Below are 19,284 nucleotides of genomic sequence, written 5' to 3'. Positions count from 1 at the left end.
TTGCAGCATCGCTGGCCCCAATTCGGGGTCAGGGTATGATGAGTACATCGTCGGCAACGGCCGATCGAGGAGTCCAAATGAATCAAAGCAAAACTTTTTCCCTGGTGACGCCGCGCGCGGGGCGCTGGCTCGCGATCGCCGCCGTCGTGACCTCGATGGCGGTCCTGGGTGGCTGCGCCAACCGCAGCGCGTCCAGCGGCGTCTACAGCTATGACCAGGCGCAGCGCGAGCAGATCGTCCGTACCGGCACGGTCACTGGCGTGCGTCCCATCGTGATCCAGAACGACAAGTCCAGCGGCGTCGGCATGGTGGCCGGCGGCGCGCTGGGCGGCGTGGCGGGCAACGCCGTCGGCGGCGGCACCGGCCGCACCATCGCCACCGTGGGTGGCGTGATCCTGGGCGCGCTGGCAGGCAATGCCATCGAGAACCAGACCGGCAAGAATTCCGGCTACGAAATCACCGTGCGCCTGGACAACGGCGAAACCCGCGTGGTCGCGCAGGAAGCCGATGTGCCCATCAGCGTGGGCCAGCGCGTGCAGGTGATCAGCGGCGCCGGCCCGACCCGCGTCACGCCGATGTAATTACTGTCCAGCGCCGCTTGCGGCGCGGCCAGGCAAGAAAGCCCCCGTCAGGGGGCTTTTTTGTTGCCGGCGACATTGGGCGAAAACGGGGGCAAGGTGGTAGAAGCCGCGCAAGCGTAAAAATCTGTCGCTCGGCCGCAACGCCGCGCCCAGGGACTTACCCGCGAACGTTACGTTTGCCAGCGTTTTCTCGCGATTTCCTCCAAAAGCGTCATGGAGATTTGACGAACGTAGTGCCATGATTGCGCCTGCGAACGACGTCGCATTGCGAAAATCATGTAACTGAGTGCATCGGAACGTCGTTTGTCGGGGGGCTGGATGTTCAGCCTGGTTTCAGCAGTTTCTTTGTAATCTCATCGTCCTGAATCCCGGGGCGGGGGATTGTTGGCCGATCAGGCCTGTAACGCCGCACTATCTATGCATACCGAGCAAGAACTCCACACCAAGATCGGCGAGATCGTCGAGTCGATCGTCATGAAGAAAGTCACCCCCGATACGCAGTTGATTGCTACCGGCCTGGTCGATTCGCTCGCCGCCGTGGACATCACGCTGGCGGTCGAGTCGGAGTACGGCTGCAGCATCCCGGCTCCCGAGATCGCGGAGCACCTACAGTCGGTCCGCACGCTTGCCGGCTATGTCGCTGCCCATACTTCGTAATACCCGGCTGTTGTCTCACGTCGCGGCAGCCGCGACGGCGGTGGCTCTGGCGGTGGGTACGTATTGCGGCGCGGACGATCTGCTGAGCCGCATCGTGAATCCCATGTCGTCGCCTTCGGCCGCGGCCGCCGCCAAGAGCAACTACCTGCCCAACCTGGGACCGGACTGGGGCACCCAGCACGTCAACCTGAACCGCCTGGGCAACGCCCTGAGCGATGGCACGCTGGTCGTGCTCGGCTCGTCCGAACTGTCCAGCCACGACCTGCGCTTCGTGCCTTACCGCTTCTTCCCCGAAGAACTGAAGGTGCCGACGCTGGCCTATGGCCACGCCATGTTCCAGTCCTACGGCATCGTCAGCGTGCTGGAGTCGGTGGCGGACTCGCTCACGCCCAACACGCGGCTGGTGATCATGCTGTCGCCGGCCTGGTTCGCTTCGGGCGGACAGTTGCCGCGCAGCGCATTCGCCGAGCATGTCACAGGCCCGGTCTGGGATCGCCTTTGGGACAAGCCCAATACGCGCGAGCAGATGCAGACCTGGATCAGCGACAACGCCAACTGGGGCCTGTTGTGGCTCATCGCCAACGGTCAGGTCGCAGAGCTGAAGGACAAGCTGGCGCTGTGGTGGCACGCGCGCAAGGAACCCGCGCCCGACCGCCCGCGTACCAAGCTATCCGTGCCGGCGCACCGCTACGTGTCGTGGCCGTCGGCCGCCCGCCTTGACCAGGGCGAGTGGGGGCGTTTGACGCATCAGGCGCGCGCGGTCGAGCAGGATCTGGGCGGGCACAACCCCTACGACGTGCGCGACGACTACTACAAGCAGTACCTGGCGCCGCTGTACTCGCCCGCCCGCAACGAGTTTGCCGACGTTGACCCGATCACCCGCACGGAACTCGGCGATCTGTCGCGCGTGATGGCCTTGCTGCAGCAGCGCAAGGTCCACGCCTACTTCGTCATCCAGCCCTTCAATCCCAAGCTCATCCTGGACGTGGAGCGCTTCGACCCGGTGGTGGCCGCCATCACGGGCATGTGCGAGCGCTACCAGATGGGCTGCCTGGATCTCTACAGCATCCCCTTCGAGCCGGGCATGCTGCGCGACGACATGCACCTGGCCGAACTCGGCTGGGCCATGGCCGATCAAGGTATTGCGGAGTACTTTTCCCGATGAGCAAGATTCTTCCCGCGGCCGCGCCAGAGGCCGGCCGCGCTGTTGAAGGGCAGGAAAGCCGCAAGGCGGCTGCCGCCTGGGGCCGCCGCTTTCTCTGGCACCTGTGCCTGTATATCGGCGTGATCCTGGTGTTCGTGCTGCAGGCGCAGCCCACCACGGGCAGCGGCGGGCCGATCAAGGTCGAATTCCAATACCAACAGTTCTGAGCCCGCCATGGAATTGTTCGCAAGCTTGAGCTTTTTCGGCGGCGCCCTGTGCGGTGGCCTGGGACTGTTGGCCTACCGTTCCTTCGGCATGCCGTTCCGTATCGGCTACCGCCACATCATCGGCGTGATCTGCCTGGGCGTGTGGATGGCGGTGTTCTGGGCGCGTCCGTATCAACCCATCGCCTTGCTGGCCATTTCCGGCAGCGCGCTGTGGGCGGTGCGGCGCAACTACATCCCCACCTGGCTGGCCGTGATCATCACCATGACGCCGCTGCTGCTGGTGAAGACGGGCGTCTCGCACCTGGGCGCCATGCTGGGACTGTCGTTTGCCACGTTCCGCGCCATCGACGTGCTGCTGTTCGCGCAGCGCAACGAGCGCGTGTCGCCGCTGGACTACTTCATCTACCTGTTTTTCCCGCTGACGCTGCTGGCCGGTCCCATGTACCGCTGGCGCAATTTCCAGGCGGACCTGAAGCGCGGCTATGAAGGCGTGAACCTGAACACCTGGCTCAGCGGCCTGGAGCTCATCATGCTGGGCGTGATCCAGAAGTTCGGCGTGGCCGAACTCATCTGGCGTTACGGCCTGGCGACGCTCGACGCGCATGATTACTCATTCACCGGCGTGGCGCTCAACGCCTCGTTCTACAGCGCCTATCTGTTCTTCGACTTCGCCGGCTATTCCACCATGGCGATCGGCATCGGCATGCTGTTCGGCTTCACTTTGCCGATCAACTTCCGCAATCCGCTGGCCACGCTCAATCCGCAGGACTTCTGGCGCCGCTGGCACATCAGCCTGTCGGAGTGGCTGCGCGACGTGGTGTTCATGCCCATCTACAAGGCGCTGAGCAAGACCAAGTTCTTCGGACGCCACCGCATGGCGGCGCAGAACATCGGCATCTTCGCGACCTTGCTGGCCATGGGCGTCTGGAACGGCCTGTCGCTGCACTACATCGTCAGCGGCCTGATGTTCGGCGCGTACTCGGTGGGCCACAACCTGCTGATCAACGCGGCGCGCACCCGTCCGGCCTTGCAGGCTGCGCTGGCGCAACCCGTCATGCGCTTTCTCGGGCGCGTGCTCACCCTGATTCTTGCTGCGCTGGCGCTATATGTGTTCAGCGGCCGCAGTCCCATCTGACGCCGGGAGTTTCGGCATGCGTTTCGATCTGAAGTCTTTCCTGTTCACGGATACCGAATATGCGCCTGACGCGCCTGCGGTCGTCGCCGCAGACCGCAGCCTGAGCTGGTCGCAATTGCGCGCCGAGGCCGGCGCCTGGGCCGACGAGGCGCGCAGGCATGGCGTGGCGCCGGACGTGCCGGTGGCCATTTATGGCCACAAGGAAGCTGCGTTCTTCGTCGCCATGGTGGGCGCCTTGCTGATCGGGGCGCCGTTTGTGCCGGTGGACACCATCTATCCGCAAGAGCGTTTGCGCCGCATCGTCGAGATCGTGCGCGCCGCCGCCGTGTTCGATGCGGCCAGCGGCCGCTTCACGGCGGGCGAGGGCGCCATGCTGGAAGAGCGCGGCCTGGCCTACGTCATGTTCACGTCCGGCAGCACGGGCGACCCGAAGGGCGTGCAGATCGGCCGCGAAAGCGTGGGTCTGCTGGGCGACTGGATGCTGGGCAGCTTCGGCCTGGGCGAGGCGCCCGTGTTCATGAACCAGGCGCCGTTCAGCTTTGACCTGTCCATGTACGAAGTTTTCGCCACCTTGGCCGCGGGCGGTTGCTGCGTGCTGAACGCACGCGAGCAGATCGCCGCGCCTGCCGCCTGGATGGCCCGTTTGGCCGAACACGGCGTGACGGTCTGGGTCTCCACGCCGTCGTTCGCGCACCAGCAGTTGGCCAATCGCGACTTCTCGCCGGCCTCTTTGCCCAAGCTGCGCACCTTCCTGTTCTGCGGCGAGCCGCTGCCTTCGGCGCTGGCCAAGAAGCTGCGCCAGCGTTTCCCGGATGCCGTCATCCTCAATACCTATGGCCCCACGGAAGCCACCGTGGCGACCACCTGGATCGAAGTCACCGACGCGGTCCTGGCCGCGCACGATCCGCTGCCCGTGGGACATGCCAAGCCGGATAGCGTGCTGATCGTGGACGAAGGCGAGATCTGCATCGTGGGCGACCACGTCATGCGCGGTTATCTGAATCGCCCGGACCTGAACGAAGCCAAGCTCTACACCTATGCCGATGGCCGCCGCGCCTTCCGCACGGGCGACCTGGGGCAGATGGAGGGCGACGGCCTGCTGTTCTGCCGCGGCCGCATGGACGACCAGATCAAGCTGAACGGCTATCGCATCGAGTTGGCGGAGATCGACGAAGCGTTGCATGGTCTGCCGGGCGTGGAGGGCGGCGCCTGCGCGGTGTTGCGCCGGCCTGACGGCACCGCGGTGCGCTTGATCGGATTCGTGGCGGGAGCGGAAGCGGAACAGGCGCCGCGCATTTTGGCGCCTGAGGCGCTGGCGGGCTGGAAAGAGCGGCTGGCACAGCGCCTGCCGCCTTACATGGTGCCGTCCGAACTGGTGGCCTGCCCGGCGCTGCCGATGTCGAACAATCACAAGATCGACCGCAAGAAGCTGGTCGAGATCTACGCCGGCATTCCGGCGTAAGGTCTGGCGGGGCGCGGCCCCGCCGCTTTACAGGCCCACCATGCGCTGGCTGATGTTGGACAGCACCATCAACAGCACCTGCGCGACGATCAGCAGCACCAGCGGCGAAAAGTCGATCGCGGTGCGCGGCAGCAGGCGGCGGATGGGGTCCAGCATGGGCGCGGTCAGCGCCTGCAGCAGCGGCATCATGGGCGCCATCGGATTCACCCAAGACAGCACGGCCTGGATCAGCGTCAGCCACACCACCAGATTCAGCGCCCATTTGACGGCCATGATCAACGCCGAGCCCATGACCCTGGGCAGGTAATCCAGCGGAATCAGCGCGCCGATCACCACCAGCCAGATCAGCACCAGATAGACCAGCGCGGATAGCCACACGGCGACCAGGCTGGTCCAATCGATCTTGTTGCCGGCGGGAATGATCTTGCGCAAGGGCATCACCAGCCAGTTGGTGACCTGGTAGATGAAGCGCGACAACGGGTTGAACGGGTGCAGCCGTATCGCGTGCATCCAGGCGCGCGCAATCAGCGCCGCGCCGAACAGCGTGAACACGATTTCGAGAAGGAAGCGCAAGATTTCATCGAGCATGGACACGGTCACCCTGAAAAAGAGGAGTCAATTGTCGCATGCCCAGGCGAAAAATCGCCTGCGGGCCGCGCTGGCTCGCCGTTCTGGACGAGGCTGGCCGATGCCGGGCCGCGCGGACACGAAAAAGCCGCCCGGCCTAGGCCAGGCGGCTCTGCGAAGCTAGTGCTTCGAACCGTCCGGATTAAGGACGGCCACCCGTCGGGAACGGCCACGACGCGGCGGGGTTCAGCGCGGTCTTCGCGCCCGGAGCAGCAGCCGTGGACGGCGGCGTTGCGGGCTTCTTCGGAGCGGCTTTCTTCGCAGCGGGCTTCTTGGCGGCAGCAGGCTTCTTGGCAGCAGCAGGCTTGGCTGCGGCAGGAGCCTTCTTGGCAGCGGGGGCCTTCTTGGCAACAGCCTTCTTGGCGGCAGGCGCCTTCTTGGCTACGGCCTTCTTGGCAACCGCCTTCTTGGCAGCAGGAGCCTTCTTGGCGACGGCCTTCTTGGCTACCGCTTTCTTGGCGACGGCCTTCTTGGCGACGGCTTTCTTGGCAACCGCCTTCTTGGCTACGGCTTTCTTGGCAACCGCCTTCTTGGCGACAGCTTTCTTGGCCACGGCCTTCTTGGCGACAACCTTCTTGGCTACCGCTTTCTTGGCGACGGCCTTCTTGGCGACGGCCTTCTTGGCTACCGCTTTCTTGGCGGCGACCTTCTTGACTGCCGGCTTCTTGGCGGCAACCTTCTTCACTGCCGGCTTCTTGGCAGCGACTTTCTTGACGGCTACCTTCTTGACGGCAGCTTTCTTGGCCGGTGCGGCCTTCTTCGCTACTGCCTTCTTGGCGGCGGGCTTCTTCACCGCTTTCTTTACGGCTTTCTTGGCTGTTGCCATGGTCATGCTCCTTAGGTTCAGGGGTCCCAGAACTTAAACCCGTGCCCCGATCCGCCAACAAGGCGCATCGTGCCCGGGCTATTCATCGGCGCAAGCCGCTGTTCTGTGCGAGCAACAGCTACTACGGTTTGCGCTAATGAATTCGGCACAGCCATTTGATATGGCCCCCGCTCCTTTGGCGCGAGCCATTTCAAATGGCGCCGGCAGGCGACCTGATCACAGACCGCCGACCGCTTGTTCTACGTGTGTTCGAATGCCCCACGCCGCGCCTTCGGCTTGCTGCCCCCGAGGGGGCGCGTTTTGCCTTGGGGCGGCCCGGCGGCAAAACACCCTGACCAGGGAGAACATCATCAAGCCTGTCGCGAACGCGACGCTCCTTGCATCTGGAGCGTGCCCGCGCCGGGCCTGATGACGTACTGCTTTTACTCCCAGCTCAGCGTGCCACCGGTTTGGTATTCGATCACGCGAGTTTCAAAAAAGTTGCGTTCCTTTTTAAGATCGATCATTTCCGCCATCCACGGGAAGGGATTTTCTTCCTGCGGGTACAGCGGTTCGATACCGATTTGCTGGCAACGACGGTTGGCGATGAAGCGCAGGTAGGATTTGAACATAGGTGCGTTCAAGCCCAACACGCCGCGCGGCATCGTGTCTTCGGCGTAAGCGTATTCGAGTTCGACCGCTTTGCGGAAGAGTTCTCGAATTTCTTCGCGGAATTCCGGCGTCCACAGATGCGGATTTTCCAGTTTGACGGTGTTGATCAGGTCGATGCCGAAATTGCAGTGCATGGATTCATCGCGCAGGATGTACATGTACTGCTCGGCGGCGCCGGTCATCTTGTTCTGGCGGCCCAGCGCCAGGATCTGCGTGAAGCCAACGTAGAAGAACAGGCCTTCCATCAGGCAAGCGAAAACGATCAGCGACTTCAGCAGCGTCTGATCGGCTTCGGGCGTGCCCGTCTTGAAGTTGGGGTCCGCGATCGCGTCGATGAACGGGATCAGGAACTCGTCCTTGGCGCGGATGGACGGCACTTCGTTGTAAGCGTTGAAGATCTCCGCTTCGTCCAGGTCCAGGCTTTCGACGATGTATTGATAGGCGTGCGTGTGGATCGCTTCTTCAAACGCCTGGCGCAGCAGGAACTGGCGGCACTCGGGCGCCGTGATGTGGCGGTAGGTGCCCAGCACGATGTTGTTCGCGGCCAGCGAGTCGGCGGTGACGAAGAAGCCCAGGTTGCGCTTGACGATGCGGCGCTCGTCCTCGGTGAGCCCGTTCGGGTTCTTCCAGAGGGCGATGTCGCGCGACATGTTGATCTCTTGCGGCATCCAGTGGTTGGCGCAAGTCGCCAGGTACTTCTCCCATGCCCACTTGTACTTGAAGGGCACGAGCTGATTGACGTCGGTCTGGCCGTTGATGATGCGCTTGTCGGCAACCTTCACGCGTTGCGAGGTGGCGGAGCCGCTGGCGGCCAAGCCAGCCGCGTGTTCAGGCGCGGCAGGCGTGGGCATGGCGGTGTCGCCGAAAACACCGGTCGCCGCCCGGACGGCGGGCGCAGCCTGCCCGCCCGCCGCGGGTGCGGGCGATTGTGCAGGTTGCGTGGCGATGGTGTCGTCTTCCCAATTAATCATGATTCATTCTCCGGAGGCGGTTATTGGCAGGCTTCGCACTCTTCGAAGCCGGGGTCGCCCGGCCGCATGGTGCAAACCGCCCCGAGAACTTCGGGTTCCGGCAAAACAGGTGCAGCAGCGACAGCAGGACCCGCGGACGGTGCGCCCGCCGAGACGGCATTCAATTCGCCGCCGCGTCCCGTGGACTTCTCGGCGCTGGTGGCGCCAAGCGTACGCAGGTAGTAGGTCGTCTTCAGGCCGCGCTTCCAGGCCAGCTTGTAGGTGTCGTCCAGCTTCTTGCCCGACGCGCCCGACATGTAGATGTTCAGCGACTGTGCTTGATCGATCCACTTCTGGCGACGCGACGCGCATTCAACCAGCCAGCTCGGTTCGACTTCGAACGCGGTGGCGTAGAGGTCGCGGAGTTCGGAAGGTACGCGATCGATGCGGGACAGGCTGCCGTCGAAGTACTTGAGGTCGGCGACCATGACTTCGTCCCAGAGACCGAGTTTCTTCAGGTCACGCACGAGGTAATCGTTAACGACCGTGAACTCGCCGGAGAGATTCGATTTGACGTACAAGTTCTGGAAAGTGGGTTCGATGCACGCAGATACACCAATGATATTGGAAATAGTCGCGGTTGGGGCGATTGCGATGCAATTGGAGTTGCGCATGCCATGTTGTTTGATGCGCGCGCGCAACGTATCCCAATCGAGCGTGCTCGACTCATCAACTTCAACGTGACCACCGCGTTCATCGCGCAGCATCTTCAACGTGTCTTGCGGCAAGATGCCACGCGACCACAGTGAGCCTTCATACGATTGATAACGGCCGCGCTCTTCAGCGAGCAGGCTCGAGGCCCAGTACGCGTGATAGCACACGGCTTCCATCGAACGGTCGGCGAATTCGACGGCGGACTGCGATGCGTAAGGCACGCGCATCATCTGCAGGCAGTCCTGGAAGCCCATGATGCCCATGCCCACCGGACGATGGCGCGCGTTGGAATTGCGGGCCTTGTCGACGGCGTAGTAGTTGATGTCGATCACGTTGTCGAGCATGCGCATGGCGATGCTGACCGTGCGCTTGATCTTGTCGTGGTCGAGTTCGAAACCGCCGCCGGCAGCCGGCTTCATGTGCGCGACCAGGTTCACGGAACCCAGGTTGCACACCGCGATTTCGGATTCGTTGGTGTTCAGCGTGATCTCGGTGCACAGGTTCGAGCTGTGCACGACGCCGACGTGCTGCTGCGGCGAACGGATGTTGCAAGGATCCTTGAACGTGATCCAGGGGTGGCCGGTTTCGAACAGCATCGACAGCATCTTGCGCCACAGATTCAGCGCCGGCATCTTCTTGAAGAGCTTCAGTTCGCCGCTGGCCACGCGCGCTTCGTAGCCCACGTAGGCTTCTTCAAAGGCGCGGCCGTACTTGTCGTGCAGGTCGGGGCAGTCGGACGGCGAGAACAGCGTCCATTCGCCGCCTTCCATGACGCGCTTCATGAACAGGTCGGGAATCCAGTTCGCCGTGTTCATGTCGTGCGTGCGGCGGCGCTCGTCGCCGGTGTTCTTGCGCAGTTCCAGGAATTCTTCGATGTCCAGGTGCCACGATTCCAGGTACGTGCAGACAGCGCCCTTGCGCTTGCCGCCCTGGTTGACCGCGACGGCGGTGTCGTTGACGACCTTCAGGAACGGCACGACGCCCTGGCTTTCGCCGTTGGTGCCCTTGATGTGGCTGCGCAGCGCGCGCACCGGGGTCCAGTCGTTGCCCAGGCCGCCGGCGTACTTGGCCAGCAGCGCGTTTTCCTTGATGGCGTCGTAGATGCCTTCCAGGTCGTCGGAGACGGTGGTCAGGTAGCACGACGACAGCTGCGAGTGCAGCGTGCCCGAGTTGAACAGCGTCGGCGTCGAGCTCATGAAGTCGAACGAGGACAGGATCTCGTAGAACTCGATGGCGCGGGTTTCGCGGTCGGTTTCGCGCAGCGCCAGGCCCATGGCCACGCGCATGAAGAACACCTGCGGCAGTTCGATGCGCGTGCCGCGGATGTGCAGGAAGTAGCGGTCGTACAGGGTCTGCAGGCCGAGGTAGCCGAACTGCAGGTCGCGCTTGGCGTTCAGGGCGTGGCCCAGCTTGGTCAGGTCATAGCTGGCCAGCTCGGGCGACAGCAGGCCGCCTTCGATGCCGCGGGCGATGAAGGTGGGGAAGTACTCGGCGTAGCGGGCGGCCATGCCGTCCTGCGAGACTTCTTCGCCCAGCACTTCCTTGCGGATCGTGTGCAGCAGCAGACGGGCGGTGACCTGGCTGTAGGCCGGGTCCTTTTCGACCAGCGCGCGCGCGGACAGGATGGCGGACTTGAACACTTCGTCGACGGGGATGCCGTCGTACAGGTTCTTGACCGTTTCCTTCAGGATCGCTTCCGTGTCGATGAATTCGGCCAGGCCTTCGCCGGCGGCTTCGATGGTGGCGCGCAGTTCAGCCAGGTCCAGCGGGCGGCGCACGCCGGCGTCGGTCACGTTCAGCACGTGTTCCTGCGGGGCGGCGGCCTTTTCCTGGTTGTCGGCGGCGGCAGCGGCGGCCGCGCGTTCCTGCGTGCGCTTTTCGCGGTACAGCACGTAGGCGCGGGCGACGTCGTGTTCGCCCGAGCGCATCAGGGCCAGTTCGACCTGGTCCTGGATGTCTTCAATATGGAAGGTGCCGCCGTTGGGGCGGTTGCGCACCAGCGCGTTGACGGCCTGGCCGGTCAGGTTCTCGACCAGCTCACGCACGCGCGCGGAGGCCGCGCCCTGGCCGCCGTTGACGGCCAGGAAGGCCTTGGTCATGGCGATGGCGATCTTGTTGGGTTCGAACCCGACCACCGAGCCATTGCGGCGAATGATGTTGTAGCTGGCCCATTGCCCGCCGTTGGCGTCAGCAGGGGAATCGGTTTGGGAGGGCGGCACGGCCGAGGGCCGGGTCACAGAGGCGATCGTAGTCTGCATGGAAGCTCCTGTGCGAAAAGCGCGTAGATAGCGACATGACGGCGTCATGTCAGGTACAAAATCGGATCTTTTGAGGGGGTCGTAACGCTAGGACGGCTTAGTCCAAAAGGCGTGGCCGACGGGAATCAGCTCTTAGGCGACCACAACATATAGTGTAGCACCCCTCGTTGGACACTAATTCTAGTGATCGAGTACGACAGGGACAAGAAAAAAATAAGACGAAGTTCACAAAAGGTTGTTACCAAATGCACTAGGCGCGCCCAGCAAGGCGCGCCCAGGAAGGTGCCGCTCGGAGCGAATGTTTATGCGGTCTTCCGCAGGGGCATATCGCGCGGGGCAGGCGCCGTATAGGTTTGCATCAAGCGGCCCAACTCCGTCCGATACTTCTCGACGTTTGCAGCCTTCACGTGACCGAAGCCGCGGATGGTTTCTGCAAGGCCGGCGATTGTAGCCGCTTGGGCCAGCTTGTCGCGGGTCAACCCTGCCAGCAACTGGTCTATGGCCTGGCGGTACTCGCGCACCAGCTCCCGTTCCATCTTGCGCTCGGCGGTATGGCCGAAGGGATCGAACCAGGTGCCGCGCAAGCCCTTCAGGCGCGCCAGCATTTTCAGCGCGGTCATGGTGCGCGGGCCCAGCGTCATCTTGCGCGGCACGCCGGTGCGCGGGTCCTTGCGGGCGAAGATGGGCGGGGCCATGTGGAAGCGCAGGCTGTAGTCGCCTTCGAACTGGCCCTGCAACTGCGCCTGGAAGGAGGCGCCCGTGTAGAGCCGCGCGACTTCGTATTCGTCCTTGTAGGCCATGAGCTTGAACAGGCCGCGCGCGACCGCCAGCGCCAGGCGCGGCGTCTTGGCGTCGGGTGCCAATTCGCGCTCGCGCGCGGCGACGGCCTCGACCACGTCCTGGAACTGGCGGGCGTAGTCGGCGTTTTGATAGGCGGTCAGGTCTTCGACGCGGCGGGCGACGGCGCGCTCGAACGATTCGGGCACGTGCAGTTGCACGACCTGGGCGCGCGGGCGCAGCGCGCCTTCCAGCGCGTCGGGCTGGTGCGCCGCCAGACGGCCGCTGTCGAAGGCGGCACGGTTGGCGGCCACCGCTACGCCGTTGAGTTCGATGGCGCGGTTGATGGCGGCCTGCGACAGCGGCACGCCGCCGCGCTGCCAGGCATAGCCCAGCATGAACATATTGGACAGGATGCTGTCGCCGAACAGCGCCAGCGCGGCTTCGTGCGCGTCGATCGCGACGGTGTTGGACTCGCCCGCGGCGTGGCGGATCTTGGCCAGCAGCGCTTCGGGCCGCATGGCCGCGTCCGGGTTGCGGGTGAAGTCGGAGACCGGCGCGACGTAGCTGTTGACCGTGACCTGGGTGTGGCCGCGGCGCAGCGCGCCCAGCGAGTCCGGCGCCACGGAGGCGACCGGGTCGCACAGGATCGCGGCGTCGGCCTGCTGCCAGTCCAGGCGCACCGGGCCGGCGGGGGCGCCGGCAGGCGCCAGGCGGATATGGCTGACCACCGTGCCGCCTTTCTGAGCCAGGCCGGTCAGGTCCAGCACCGCGGCGGACAGGCCTTCCAGGTGCGCCGCCATCGACACGATGGCGCCGATGGTGATGACGCCGGTGCCGCCCATGCCGGCGACCAGCAGACGATAGGGATGGTCCAGCGCAGGCATGGCCGGCAGGGGCAACTGCGCGATCAGTTTCTGCAGGCGTTCCTGGTCGGCCTTGGGCGCCGCGCTTTTCTTGGGCTTGCCGCCCATCACGGAGACGAAGCTGGGGCAGAAGCCTTCGGCGCAGGAATAGTCCTTGTTGCAGCTGGACTGGTCAATGGCGCGCTTGCGGCCATAAGGCGTTTCCAGCGGCACCACCGACAGGCAGTTCGATTGCACGCCGCAGTCGCCGCAGCCTTCGCAGACGGCGCTGTTGATCAGCATGCGGCGCGCCGGGTCGGGGAACTGGTTCTTCTTGCGGCGGCGGCGCTTCTCGGCGGCACAGGTCTGGTCGTGGATCAGCACGGTCACGCCGGGGATCTCGCGCAGCTCGCGCTGCAGCGCGTCCAGTTCACGGCGGTGGTGCACCTTGATGCCGGCGCCCAGGTCCACGCCCTGATACTTCTCGGGTTCGTCGGTGGTGACGACGATGCGGGCCACGTTCTCGCCGCGCAGTTGCTGGCAGATGCTGGGCACCGAGATCGGGCCGTCGATGGGCTGGCCGCCGGTCATGGCCGTGGCGTCGTTGAACAGGATCTTGTAGGTGATGTTGGCCTTGGCGGCCACGGCCTGGCGGATGGCGAGATAGCCCGAGTGGTAATAGGTGCCTTCTCCCATGTTCTGGAAGATGTGCGGCATCTTGGTGTAGCGCGACAGGCCGATCCAGTCCACGCCTTCGCCGCCCATCTGCGTCAGGCCGCCGGTGTCGCGGTCCATCCAGGCGGCCATGTAGTGGCAGCCCACACCGGACAGCGCCTGGCTGCCTTCCGGCACCTTGGTCGAGGTGCTGTGCGGGCAGCCCGAACAGAAGTAGGGGCGGCGGCGCATGCCGTCGGCGTCGTTGGACAGCGGCGCCTGGCACGCGAACACGGACAGGTCCGCCGCCAGCGGCAGGCCGGCGGCGCGGCTGAGCCAATTGGCCAGCGGCTGCGCCAGCAGCGAGGGGCGCAACTGGCCGGCCGAGGGCACCAGCGCTTCGCCGTCGAAGCCCTTCTTGCCGATGACGGTGGGGCGGTCCGGCAGGTTGAACAGCAGGTCCTTGATCTGGCTTTCGACCACCGCGCCCTTTTCCTCGATCACGAGGATGTGCGACAGGCCGCGCGCGAATTCCAGCAGACGTTCGCTATCCAGCGGCCAGGTCAGGCCGGGCTTGTAGATGCGCACCGGCGCATTGGCGGTGACGGTGTCCACGCCCAGGCGCGATAGCGCTTCCATGGTGTCCAGATGCGCCTTGCCCACCGTGACGATGCCGACAGTGGCCTTGGGCGCCGGACAGGTCAGGCGGTCGATGCTGTGGCGGCGCGCGAACGCGGCCACGGCCTTCATGCGCAGGTTCATGCGCGTCTCGATCGCCAGCGACAGGAAGTCGCGTGCGGAATACTCCAGCGATTCGGGCGGCATGTCCGGGTCCGCGGGCATGTCGTAGCGCTGGGCAGGGGCGGGAACGAACGAGTGTCCGCATTCGATGGTTTCGGACACGGCCTTGAAGGCGACCCAGGTGCCCGAGTAGCGCGACAGGGCCCAGCCCCACAGCGCGAAGGTTTCGTATTCGTCGATGGAGGCCGGGTGCACGATGGGCATCTGCCAGCCGATCAGCGAGGCCTCGCTGGAATGCGGGATGGAGGACGAGACGGCGGTGTGGTCGTCGCCCACCACCACCAGCACGCCACCGTTGCGCGATGCGCCCGCGGCGTTGCCGTGATGCAGGGCGTCGCCGGCGCGGTCCACGCCGGGGCCCTTGCCGTACCACATGGCGTAGACGCCATCGACGTTGCGGTCGGCGCGCACGCCGGCCTGCTGGGTGCCCATGACGGCGGTGGCCGCCATGTCTTCATTGATGGCGGGCAGGAAGGTGATCTGGTTGGCGTCCAGCGCCTTCTGCGCCTTCCACATGGCCATGTCCACGCCGCCCAGCGGCGAGCCGCGGTAGCCCGAGACGAAGCCGGCCGTGTTCAGGCCGCGTTCGCGGTCCATCCGGGCCTGGGTGAGCATGATGCGCACCAGCGCCTGGGTGCCGGTCATGAAGATGCGGCCGGAGCTGCGCGTGAGGTTGTCGGCGAGCTGGTACTCGAGGTCCAGCTGGGGTTCGGCGGCGGGGGTACCGTCCATGGTGAATACTCCTGGTTTCGGCACCATGATAGGTTCGCGAGCCATCAGGTTTATTGCGTTTTTGGATCGTGCTATCCCTATAATTCGCAATGAACGTTTCGTGTTCGACAAAAACCAGGAGACTAAGCGATGGACAAGACCGATATCGGCATCCTCAAGGCCTTGCAGGAGGACGGCCGGGCCTCGGCGCAGCAGCTTTCAGAGAAGGTGGGGCTGTCGGCCGCGCCGGTGTGGCGGCGGGTGAAGGCGATGGAGGCCAGCGGGGTGATCCAGGGGTATAGCGCCCAGGTGGACCGCAGCAAGGTGGGGCTGGGCTGCATGTTCGCGCAGATCAGCCTGGAGCGGCACTCCGCCAATACGGTCGAGAACTTCGAGCGCTCGGTGCGCGACGCGCCCGAAATCCTGGAGTGCTACGCGGTGACGGGGGATTCGGACTTCCTGCTGAAGATCCTGGTCGAAAGCCCGGAGGCCTACGATCGTTTCCTGCACCGCTTCCTGTTCAACATGCCGGGCATACGGCAGACGCGCACCATTGTCGCGCTGCGTGAAATCAAGCACGAGCAGCGCCTGCCGCTGTAGATAAACGGGCCCTCTCTATATAGATATAGGGAGGGCCGCGGATTTATTGGGGTTGGATGCCCGAGATCCGGATCCATTCCTTCCAGCGTGCGGTGTCTTCCTTCACGAAGGCGTCAAAGCGCGCCACGTCCATGGATTCCGGCGTCAGGCCCAGGGCGCGCAGCTTGCCGGCGGTGGCTTCGTCCTTCACCGCCGCCTGCATGTGGGCGTTCATTTTTTCCACGATGTCCTGCGGCGTGCCTGCCGGGGCCGACAGCCCCAGCCAGCCAGCGACGATGAAGTCCGGATAGTAGGTGGCCATGGTCGGCACGGTGGGCCAGGCCGGCTGCGGCTGGGCGCCGGTGACGGCGATGGGAATCAGCCCCTTGCCGTCGATCTGGCCCATGGCGGTCAGGTAGTCGACGAAGGCGAAGTTGATCTGCTTGCCGCGCAGGTCGGTGATGATCTGCGTGATGTTCTTGTAGGCCGCGCCGGTGATCTCGATGCCGGCGCGCTGCTTCAGCAGTTCGGACGGCACTTGCGAGGACGAGCTGTAGTAGCCGAAGAAGACCTGTCCGGGATGTTGCTTGGCGTACGCGACCAGGTCCGGCACCGTGCGGTACGGGCTGTCAGGCGACACCACGCCGACCGTGCCGAAGGTGCCCAGCATGCCGACCTGGCGGAAGTCCTTTTGCGCGTCGTAGGGCAGGCTCTTGTAGAGGAACTGATTGGCCGAGTGGGTGGAGTTGGTGGACAGCAGGAAGGTGTAGCCGTCCGCCGCCGCGTTCTTGGCCGCGTTGGTGCCGACGATGCCGCCCGCGCCGGGCCGGTCCTCGACCACCACGGTCTGGCCGGTCTTTTCGCCCAGGTACTGCGCCAGGGTGCGCGCGGTGAGGTCGGCCGCGCCGCCCGCGGCGGACGGCACGATCAGGGTCACGGGTTTCTCGGGCCAGCCGGCGGCGTGCGAGGCCGCGGCCAGCAGCAGGCCGGCGCCGATCAGGGCCGGACGGATATAACGGGGTATGAACATGGTTGTCTCCTGATGGCGCGGTTGCGCGTCGTTGTCGTTGTTGTCGTTGGTATTCGGGGGGGCGATCAGTCGAACTGGCCGCGGTGCCACACCAGGATGGCGGCGGCGCTGACTTGCCACTGGTTCGCGTACATCATGCAATGCGGCTGGCCGGCAAGCACGGCGTGGGAAAAACCGAAGCGGCGCGCGATCGCCAGGTCCTGGCCGGGCGGGTGGCGGTCATGCGTGTCCAGGCCGGCTTCCAGGCACAGGCCCGGAGCGCGGATGGCGGCGGCGTCGACGGGCACGCGCAGCAGATAACGGTCGTTGAGCACTTGCGGACTTTCGGGGCACAGGCGCTGCGATACCGAGGCGACGTCGCGGTCTGGCGAGGTCGCCAGAAAGCGTGCGCGGATTTCGGCGTCGTTCGGCGCGCGCCGCGGCAGGCCTTCAGGGACGGGCGGCAGCGCTTGCGCGCCGGGCAGGTCGCCGGGCGGCGACGGCGCCAGCAGGACCACGCCCGCCACCGTCCGCTGGCTGGCGGCCAGCAGCGCGGGCAGCGCGCCCATGCTGTGGCCGATGACGACCGTGGGGCGCGCCAGCGCGTCCAGCGCGCTGATGACATCCTGGCCCAGGTCGGCGATGCCAACCGACGTAAACGCCGCGTCCTGGGGCAGGGCGCCGTGGCCGCGCAGGTCCAGCGCCGCGCAGGCCAGGCCGGCGCGGGCGAAGAAATCCAGATAGTGCGCGTAGCACCAGGCGCCGTGATAAGCGCCGGGCACGAACAGCAGGCCGGGCCTGTCGTCCTGGGGATCGGCGCCGACTATCAGGCGGCCCTGACCGGCGAGGCGCGCGGGCAATTGGTCGATGCGGCTGAAATCCAGCGGATCGGCGCGGGTGGAAAGAGGCGGGAGCAGCGAGTCGGCATTCATGGTGCGGCCATCTTAGGTGGGCTGGTGCTATCAGAAAACTTTATTTTTCATATGATTGGATAAGTTTCACTAATCGAAGTCAGTCATGCGCCCGTTGCCTGAAATTTCCATCACGCACTACCGCCACTTCCTGCTGGTGGCCGAGCTGCGCAGCTTCCGCGCGGCCGCGGCGCGAGCCTTCCGCTCGCAGCCGGCGTTGTCGCTGTCCATCCGCGAGATGGAGCAGCGCCTGGGGCAGCCGCTGTTCGAACCAGGCAACCGCGGCACGCTCACGCGTTTCGGCCAGGACTGCCTGCCGCTGGCGCGCGAACTGGTGCAGCACCACGACCGCGTGGCGGGCGCGCTGTCGGGGCTGGCCAGCAACGAGGCCGGCACCTTGACCATGGCGTCGGTTGCCACGGTGGCCACGCACTGGCTGCCGGAACTGGTGGCGACATACCGCGAGCGCTATCCGGCGGTGGCGCTGCGCCTGTTCGACGACAACTCGGAAGGCGTGGAGCGCATGGTGCTGGCAGGGGAGGCGGAGCTGGGCGTGTGCAGCCCGGTGTCACAGGACCGGCGGCTGTCCTTCGAGCCCTTGCTGCGCGACGCCTTCGGCCTGGTTTGCCATCGCGGCCATCCGCTGGCCAGGCGCAAATCGGTGAGCTGGCGCGAGATCGAGGACCTGCCTCTGGTCGGCACCATCGCCCATCGCCAGCTTGCGGGCTATCCGCAGGCGGCCTTCATGCTGGACCGGCAGGTCTTCGTGTCCAACATGATGTCGCTTCTGGCCATGCTGGAACGCGGCGTCGGCGTCACGGTGCTGGCGCGGCTGGGCGTGCCGCCGGATTCGCGCGGCCTGGCCTTTGTGCCGCTGTCCGCCCCGCGCATCGAGCGTGAACTGGGCATCACCCGGCTGGCCGGCCGCAGCCTGTCTCCAGCCGCGGCGCGCATGGAGGAAATGCTGCGCGCGAAGGCCGCGAAACGCGGCCGCACTGTCGCTTGAAACCAACGCATTTTTGCGATTTGCGGCCATAAAACAGGCCAATTCCGGGGCCTACTGTTGCGCAATTGCACTGGTCGCGGATCGCCGTTGATTCTTCGCAAACGCCTCTTTAGAGTGCGTGATGTTTGCTGCGCGAGGGATGCGCCGGGGTGCTCGGTGCGGCGCGTCGACAGACGTGTTGAGGAAGTCATGAGCAGTGTGTATTTGCGTACGGCGGGCGTCGCCTGCGCCGTTCTGATCCTGGCCGGCTGCGCCGCCAGAAAGCCCGCCACCATCACCGAAGCCCAGCCCGCGGAACCACCCAAGCCGGTGGCCTGCGTACCCGCCAAGGCCGGCGATCCCATGATAGGCACCTGGCTGTCGAACAGCCGCCCGCGCGACGTCAGCGGCGATCTGCAATCGCTGATCGTGCTGTCCGCCGATGGCACCATGGCCTATGAATCCCTGCTGAAGATCGGCCGCAAGACGCGTCCCGCGTTGCGCGAGACCGGCTGCTGGAGCGTGGCGGACGGCATCTACACGATGCAGACCACCAAGTCCGCCGGCGAACTGGTGGACGCCAACGATCCGATCTACCTGAACCGCTACCGCGTCGAAAAGGTCGAGAAGACCCGTCTGACGATGCGCGAGCTGAAAAACGGCGGCCAGGTCATGACCGCGCGCCGCATGCCCACGGGCTATCGCCTGCCCTATTGAGCGTTGCGCGGGGCGGACATTCCGCCCCGCGACAAAGCCAAGATGGCCGGGCTGCGGTAAGGT

At 65.1% G+C, this 19,284-nt stretch carries 16 protein-coding genes; 9 read left to right on the top strand and 7 right to left on the bottom strand.

Annotated elements, in window-relative coordinates:
* Positions 1–77 precede the first annotated feature (77 nt).
* The 6 genes from NGK62_RS08550 (at position 78) to NGK62_RS08525 (ending at position 5,206) form a co-directional block, all read left to right on the top strand.
* Positions 78–581, top strand: a complete 504-nt coding sequence (locus tag NGK62_RS08550; RefSeq protein ID WP_059379058.1) for an outer membrane lipoprotein — start codon at positions 78–80, stop codon at positions 579–581.
* Positions 582–998: 417 nt separating this feature from the next.
* Entirely contained in the window at positions 999–1,238 is a 240-nt protein-coding gene (locus NGK62_RS08545) for an acyl carrier protein (protein WP_006226661.1), read from the top strand.
* Entirely contained in the window at positions 1,216–2,403 is a 1,188-nt protein-coding gene (locus NGK62_RS08540) for a D-alanyl-lipoteichoic acid biosynthesis protein DltD (RefSeq protein ID WP_059379057.1), read from the top strand. The genes NGK62_RS08545 and NGK62_RS08540 overlap by 23 nt, the downstream gene beginning before the upstream one ends.
* On the top strand, positions 2,400–2,609 hold the full coding sequence (locus tag NGK62_RS08535; RefSeq protein ID WP_059379055.1) for a hypothetical protein: 210 nt from the start codon (positions 2,400–2,402) through the stop codon (positions 2,607–2,609). Before NGK62_RS08540 ends, NGK62_RS08535 begins: the two co-directional genes overlap by 4 nt.
* A gap of 7 nt (positions 2,610–2,616) precedes the next feature.
* A complete protein-coding gene (locus tag NGK62_RS08530) occupies positions 2,617–3,744 on the top strand; it encodes an MBOAT family O-acyltransferase (protein WP_251878013.1) in 1,128 nt (375 codons plus the stop codon).
* Positions 3,745–3,760: 16 nt separating this feature from the next.
* The gene (locus NGK62_RS08525; RefSeq protein ID WP_251878011.1) at positions 3,761–5,206 is read left to right on the top strand and encodes a D-alanine--poly(phosphoribitol) ligase; all 1,446 of its coding nucleotides are present in this window, start codon (positions 3,761–3,763) and stop codon (positions 5,204–5,206) included.
* Between the two features lie 27 nt (positions 5,207–5,233).
* Here NGK62_RS08525 and NGK62_RS08520 read toward each other — a convergent pair whose 3' ends face one another.
* From NGK62_RS08520 to NGK62_RS08500, 5 genes are all read right to left on the bottom strand, one after another.
* Positions 5,234–5,794, bottom strand: a complete 561-nt coding sequence (locus NGK62_RS08520) for a YggT family protein (RefSeq protein WP_054458342.1) — start codon at positions 5,792–5,794, stop codon at positions 5,234–5,236.
* A gap of 181 nt (positions 5,795–5,975) precedes the next feature.
* Positions 5,976–6,659 carry a histone H1-like repetitive region-containing protein gene (locus NGK62_RS08515; protein WP_118934848.1) on the bottom strand — a complete coding sequence of 228 codons (684 nt, stop codon included), beginning with the start codon at positions 6,657–6,659 and terminating at the stop codon, positions 5,976–5,978.
* 422 nt (positions 6,660–7,081) lie between these two features.
* Positions 7,082–8,281: a ribonucleotide-diphosphate reductase subunit beta gene (locus NGK62_RS08510; protein ID WP_054458346.1), complete on the bottom strand. Its 1,200-nt coding sequence runs from the start codon at positions 8,279–8,281 to the stop codon at positions 7,082–7,084.
* Between the two features lie 20 nt (positions 8,282–8,301).
* The gene (locus tag NGK62_RS08505; RefSeq protein WP_059379050.1) at positions 8,302–11,232 is read right to left on the bottom strand and encodes a ribonucleoside-diphosphate reductase subunit alpha; all 2,931 of its coding nucleotides are present in this window, start codon (positions 11,230–11,232) and stop codon (positions 8,302–8,304) included.
* Between the two features lie 302 nt (positions 11,233–11,534).
* Complete coding sequence (locus tag NGK62_RS08500; protein ID WP_251878009.1) at positions 11,535–15,041, bottom strand: indolepyruvate ferredoxin oxidoreductase family protein; 3,507 nt, start codon at positions 15,039–15,041, stop codon at positions 11,535–11,537.
* A 129-nt stretch (positions 15,042–15,170) separates the two neighbouring features.
* On the opposite strand from NGK62_RS08500, the gene NGK62_RS08495 reads away from it, so the two are divergent.
* A complete protein-coding gene (locus NGK62_RS08495; protein WP_008159001.1) occupies positions 15,171–15,620 on the top strand; it encodes an Lrp/AsnC family transcriptional regulator in 450 nt (149 codons plus the stop codon).
* Between the two features lie 43 nt (positions 15,621–15,663).
* Here NGK62_RS08495 and NGK62_RS08490 read toward each other — a convergent pair whose 3' ends face one another.
* Together NGK62_RS08490 and NGK62_RS08485 are read right to left on the bottom strand one after the other, a co-directional pair.
* Entirely contained in the window at positions 15,664–16,629 is a 966-nt protein-coding gene (locus tag NGK62_RS08490) for a Bug family tripartite tricarboxylate transporter substrate binding protein (protein ID WP_059379048.1), read from the bottom strand.
* A 65-nt stretch (positions 16,630–16,694) separates the two neighbouring features.
* Entirely contained in the window at positions 16,695–17,540 is an 846-nt protein-coding gene (locus tag NGK62_RS08485; protein ID WP_251878007.1) for an alpha/beta hydrolase, read from the bottom strand.
* Between the two features lie 85 nt (positions 17,541–17,625).
* On the opposite strand from NGK62_RS08485, the gene NGK62_RS08480 reads away from it, so the two are divergent.
* Complete coding sequence (locus NGK62_RS08480) at positions 17,626–18,525, top strand: LysR family transcriptional regulator (RefSeq protein ID WP_059379045.1); 900 nt, start codon at positions 17,626–17,628, stop codon at positions 18,523–18,525.
* Positions 18,526–18,714: 189 nt separating this feature from the next.
* Positions 18,715–19,221 carry a hypothetical protein gene (locus tag NGK62_RS08475; RefSeq protein WP_054458355.1) on the top strand — a complete coding sequence of 169 codons (507 nt, stop codon included), beginning with the start codon at positions 18,715–18,717 and terminating at the stop codon, positions 19,219–19,221.
* Positions 19,222–19,284 lie beyond the last annotated feature (63 nt).

This window comes from Achromobacter sp. Marseille-Q4954 (genome assembly GCF_943737025.1).
Taxonomy (GTDB): Bacteria; Pseudomonadota; Gammaproteobacteria; order Burkholderiales; family Burkholderiaceae_B; genus Achromobacter; species Achromobacter bronchisepticus_A.
The sequence above is the reverse complement of the archived record's forward strand: the minus strand, read 5'-3'. Positions and strand labels throughout refer to the sequence as shown.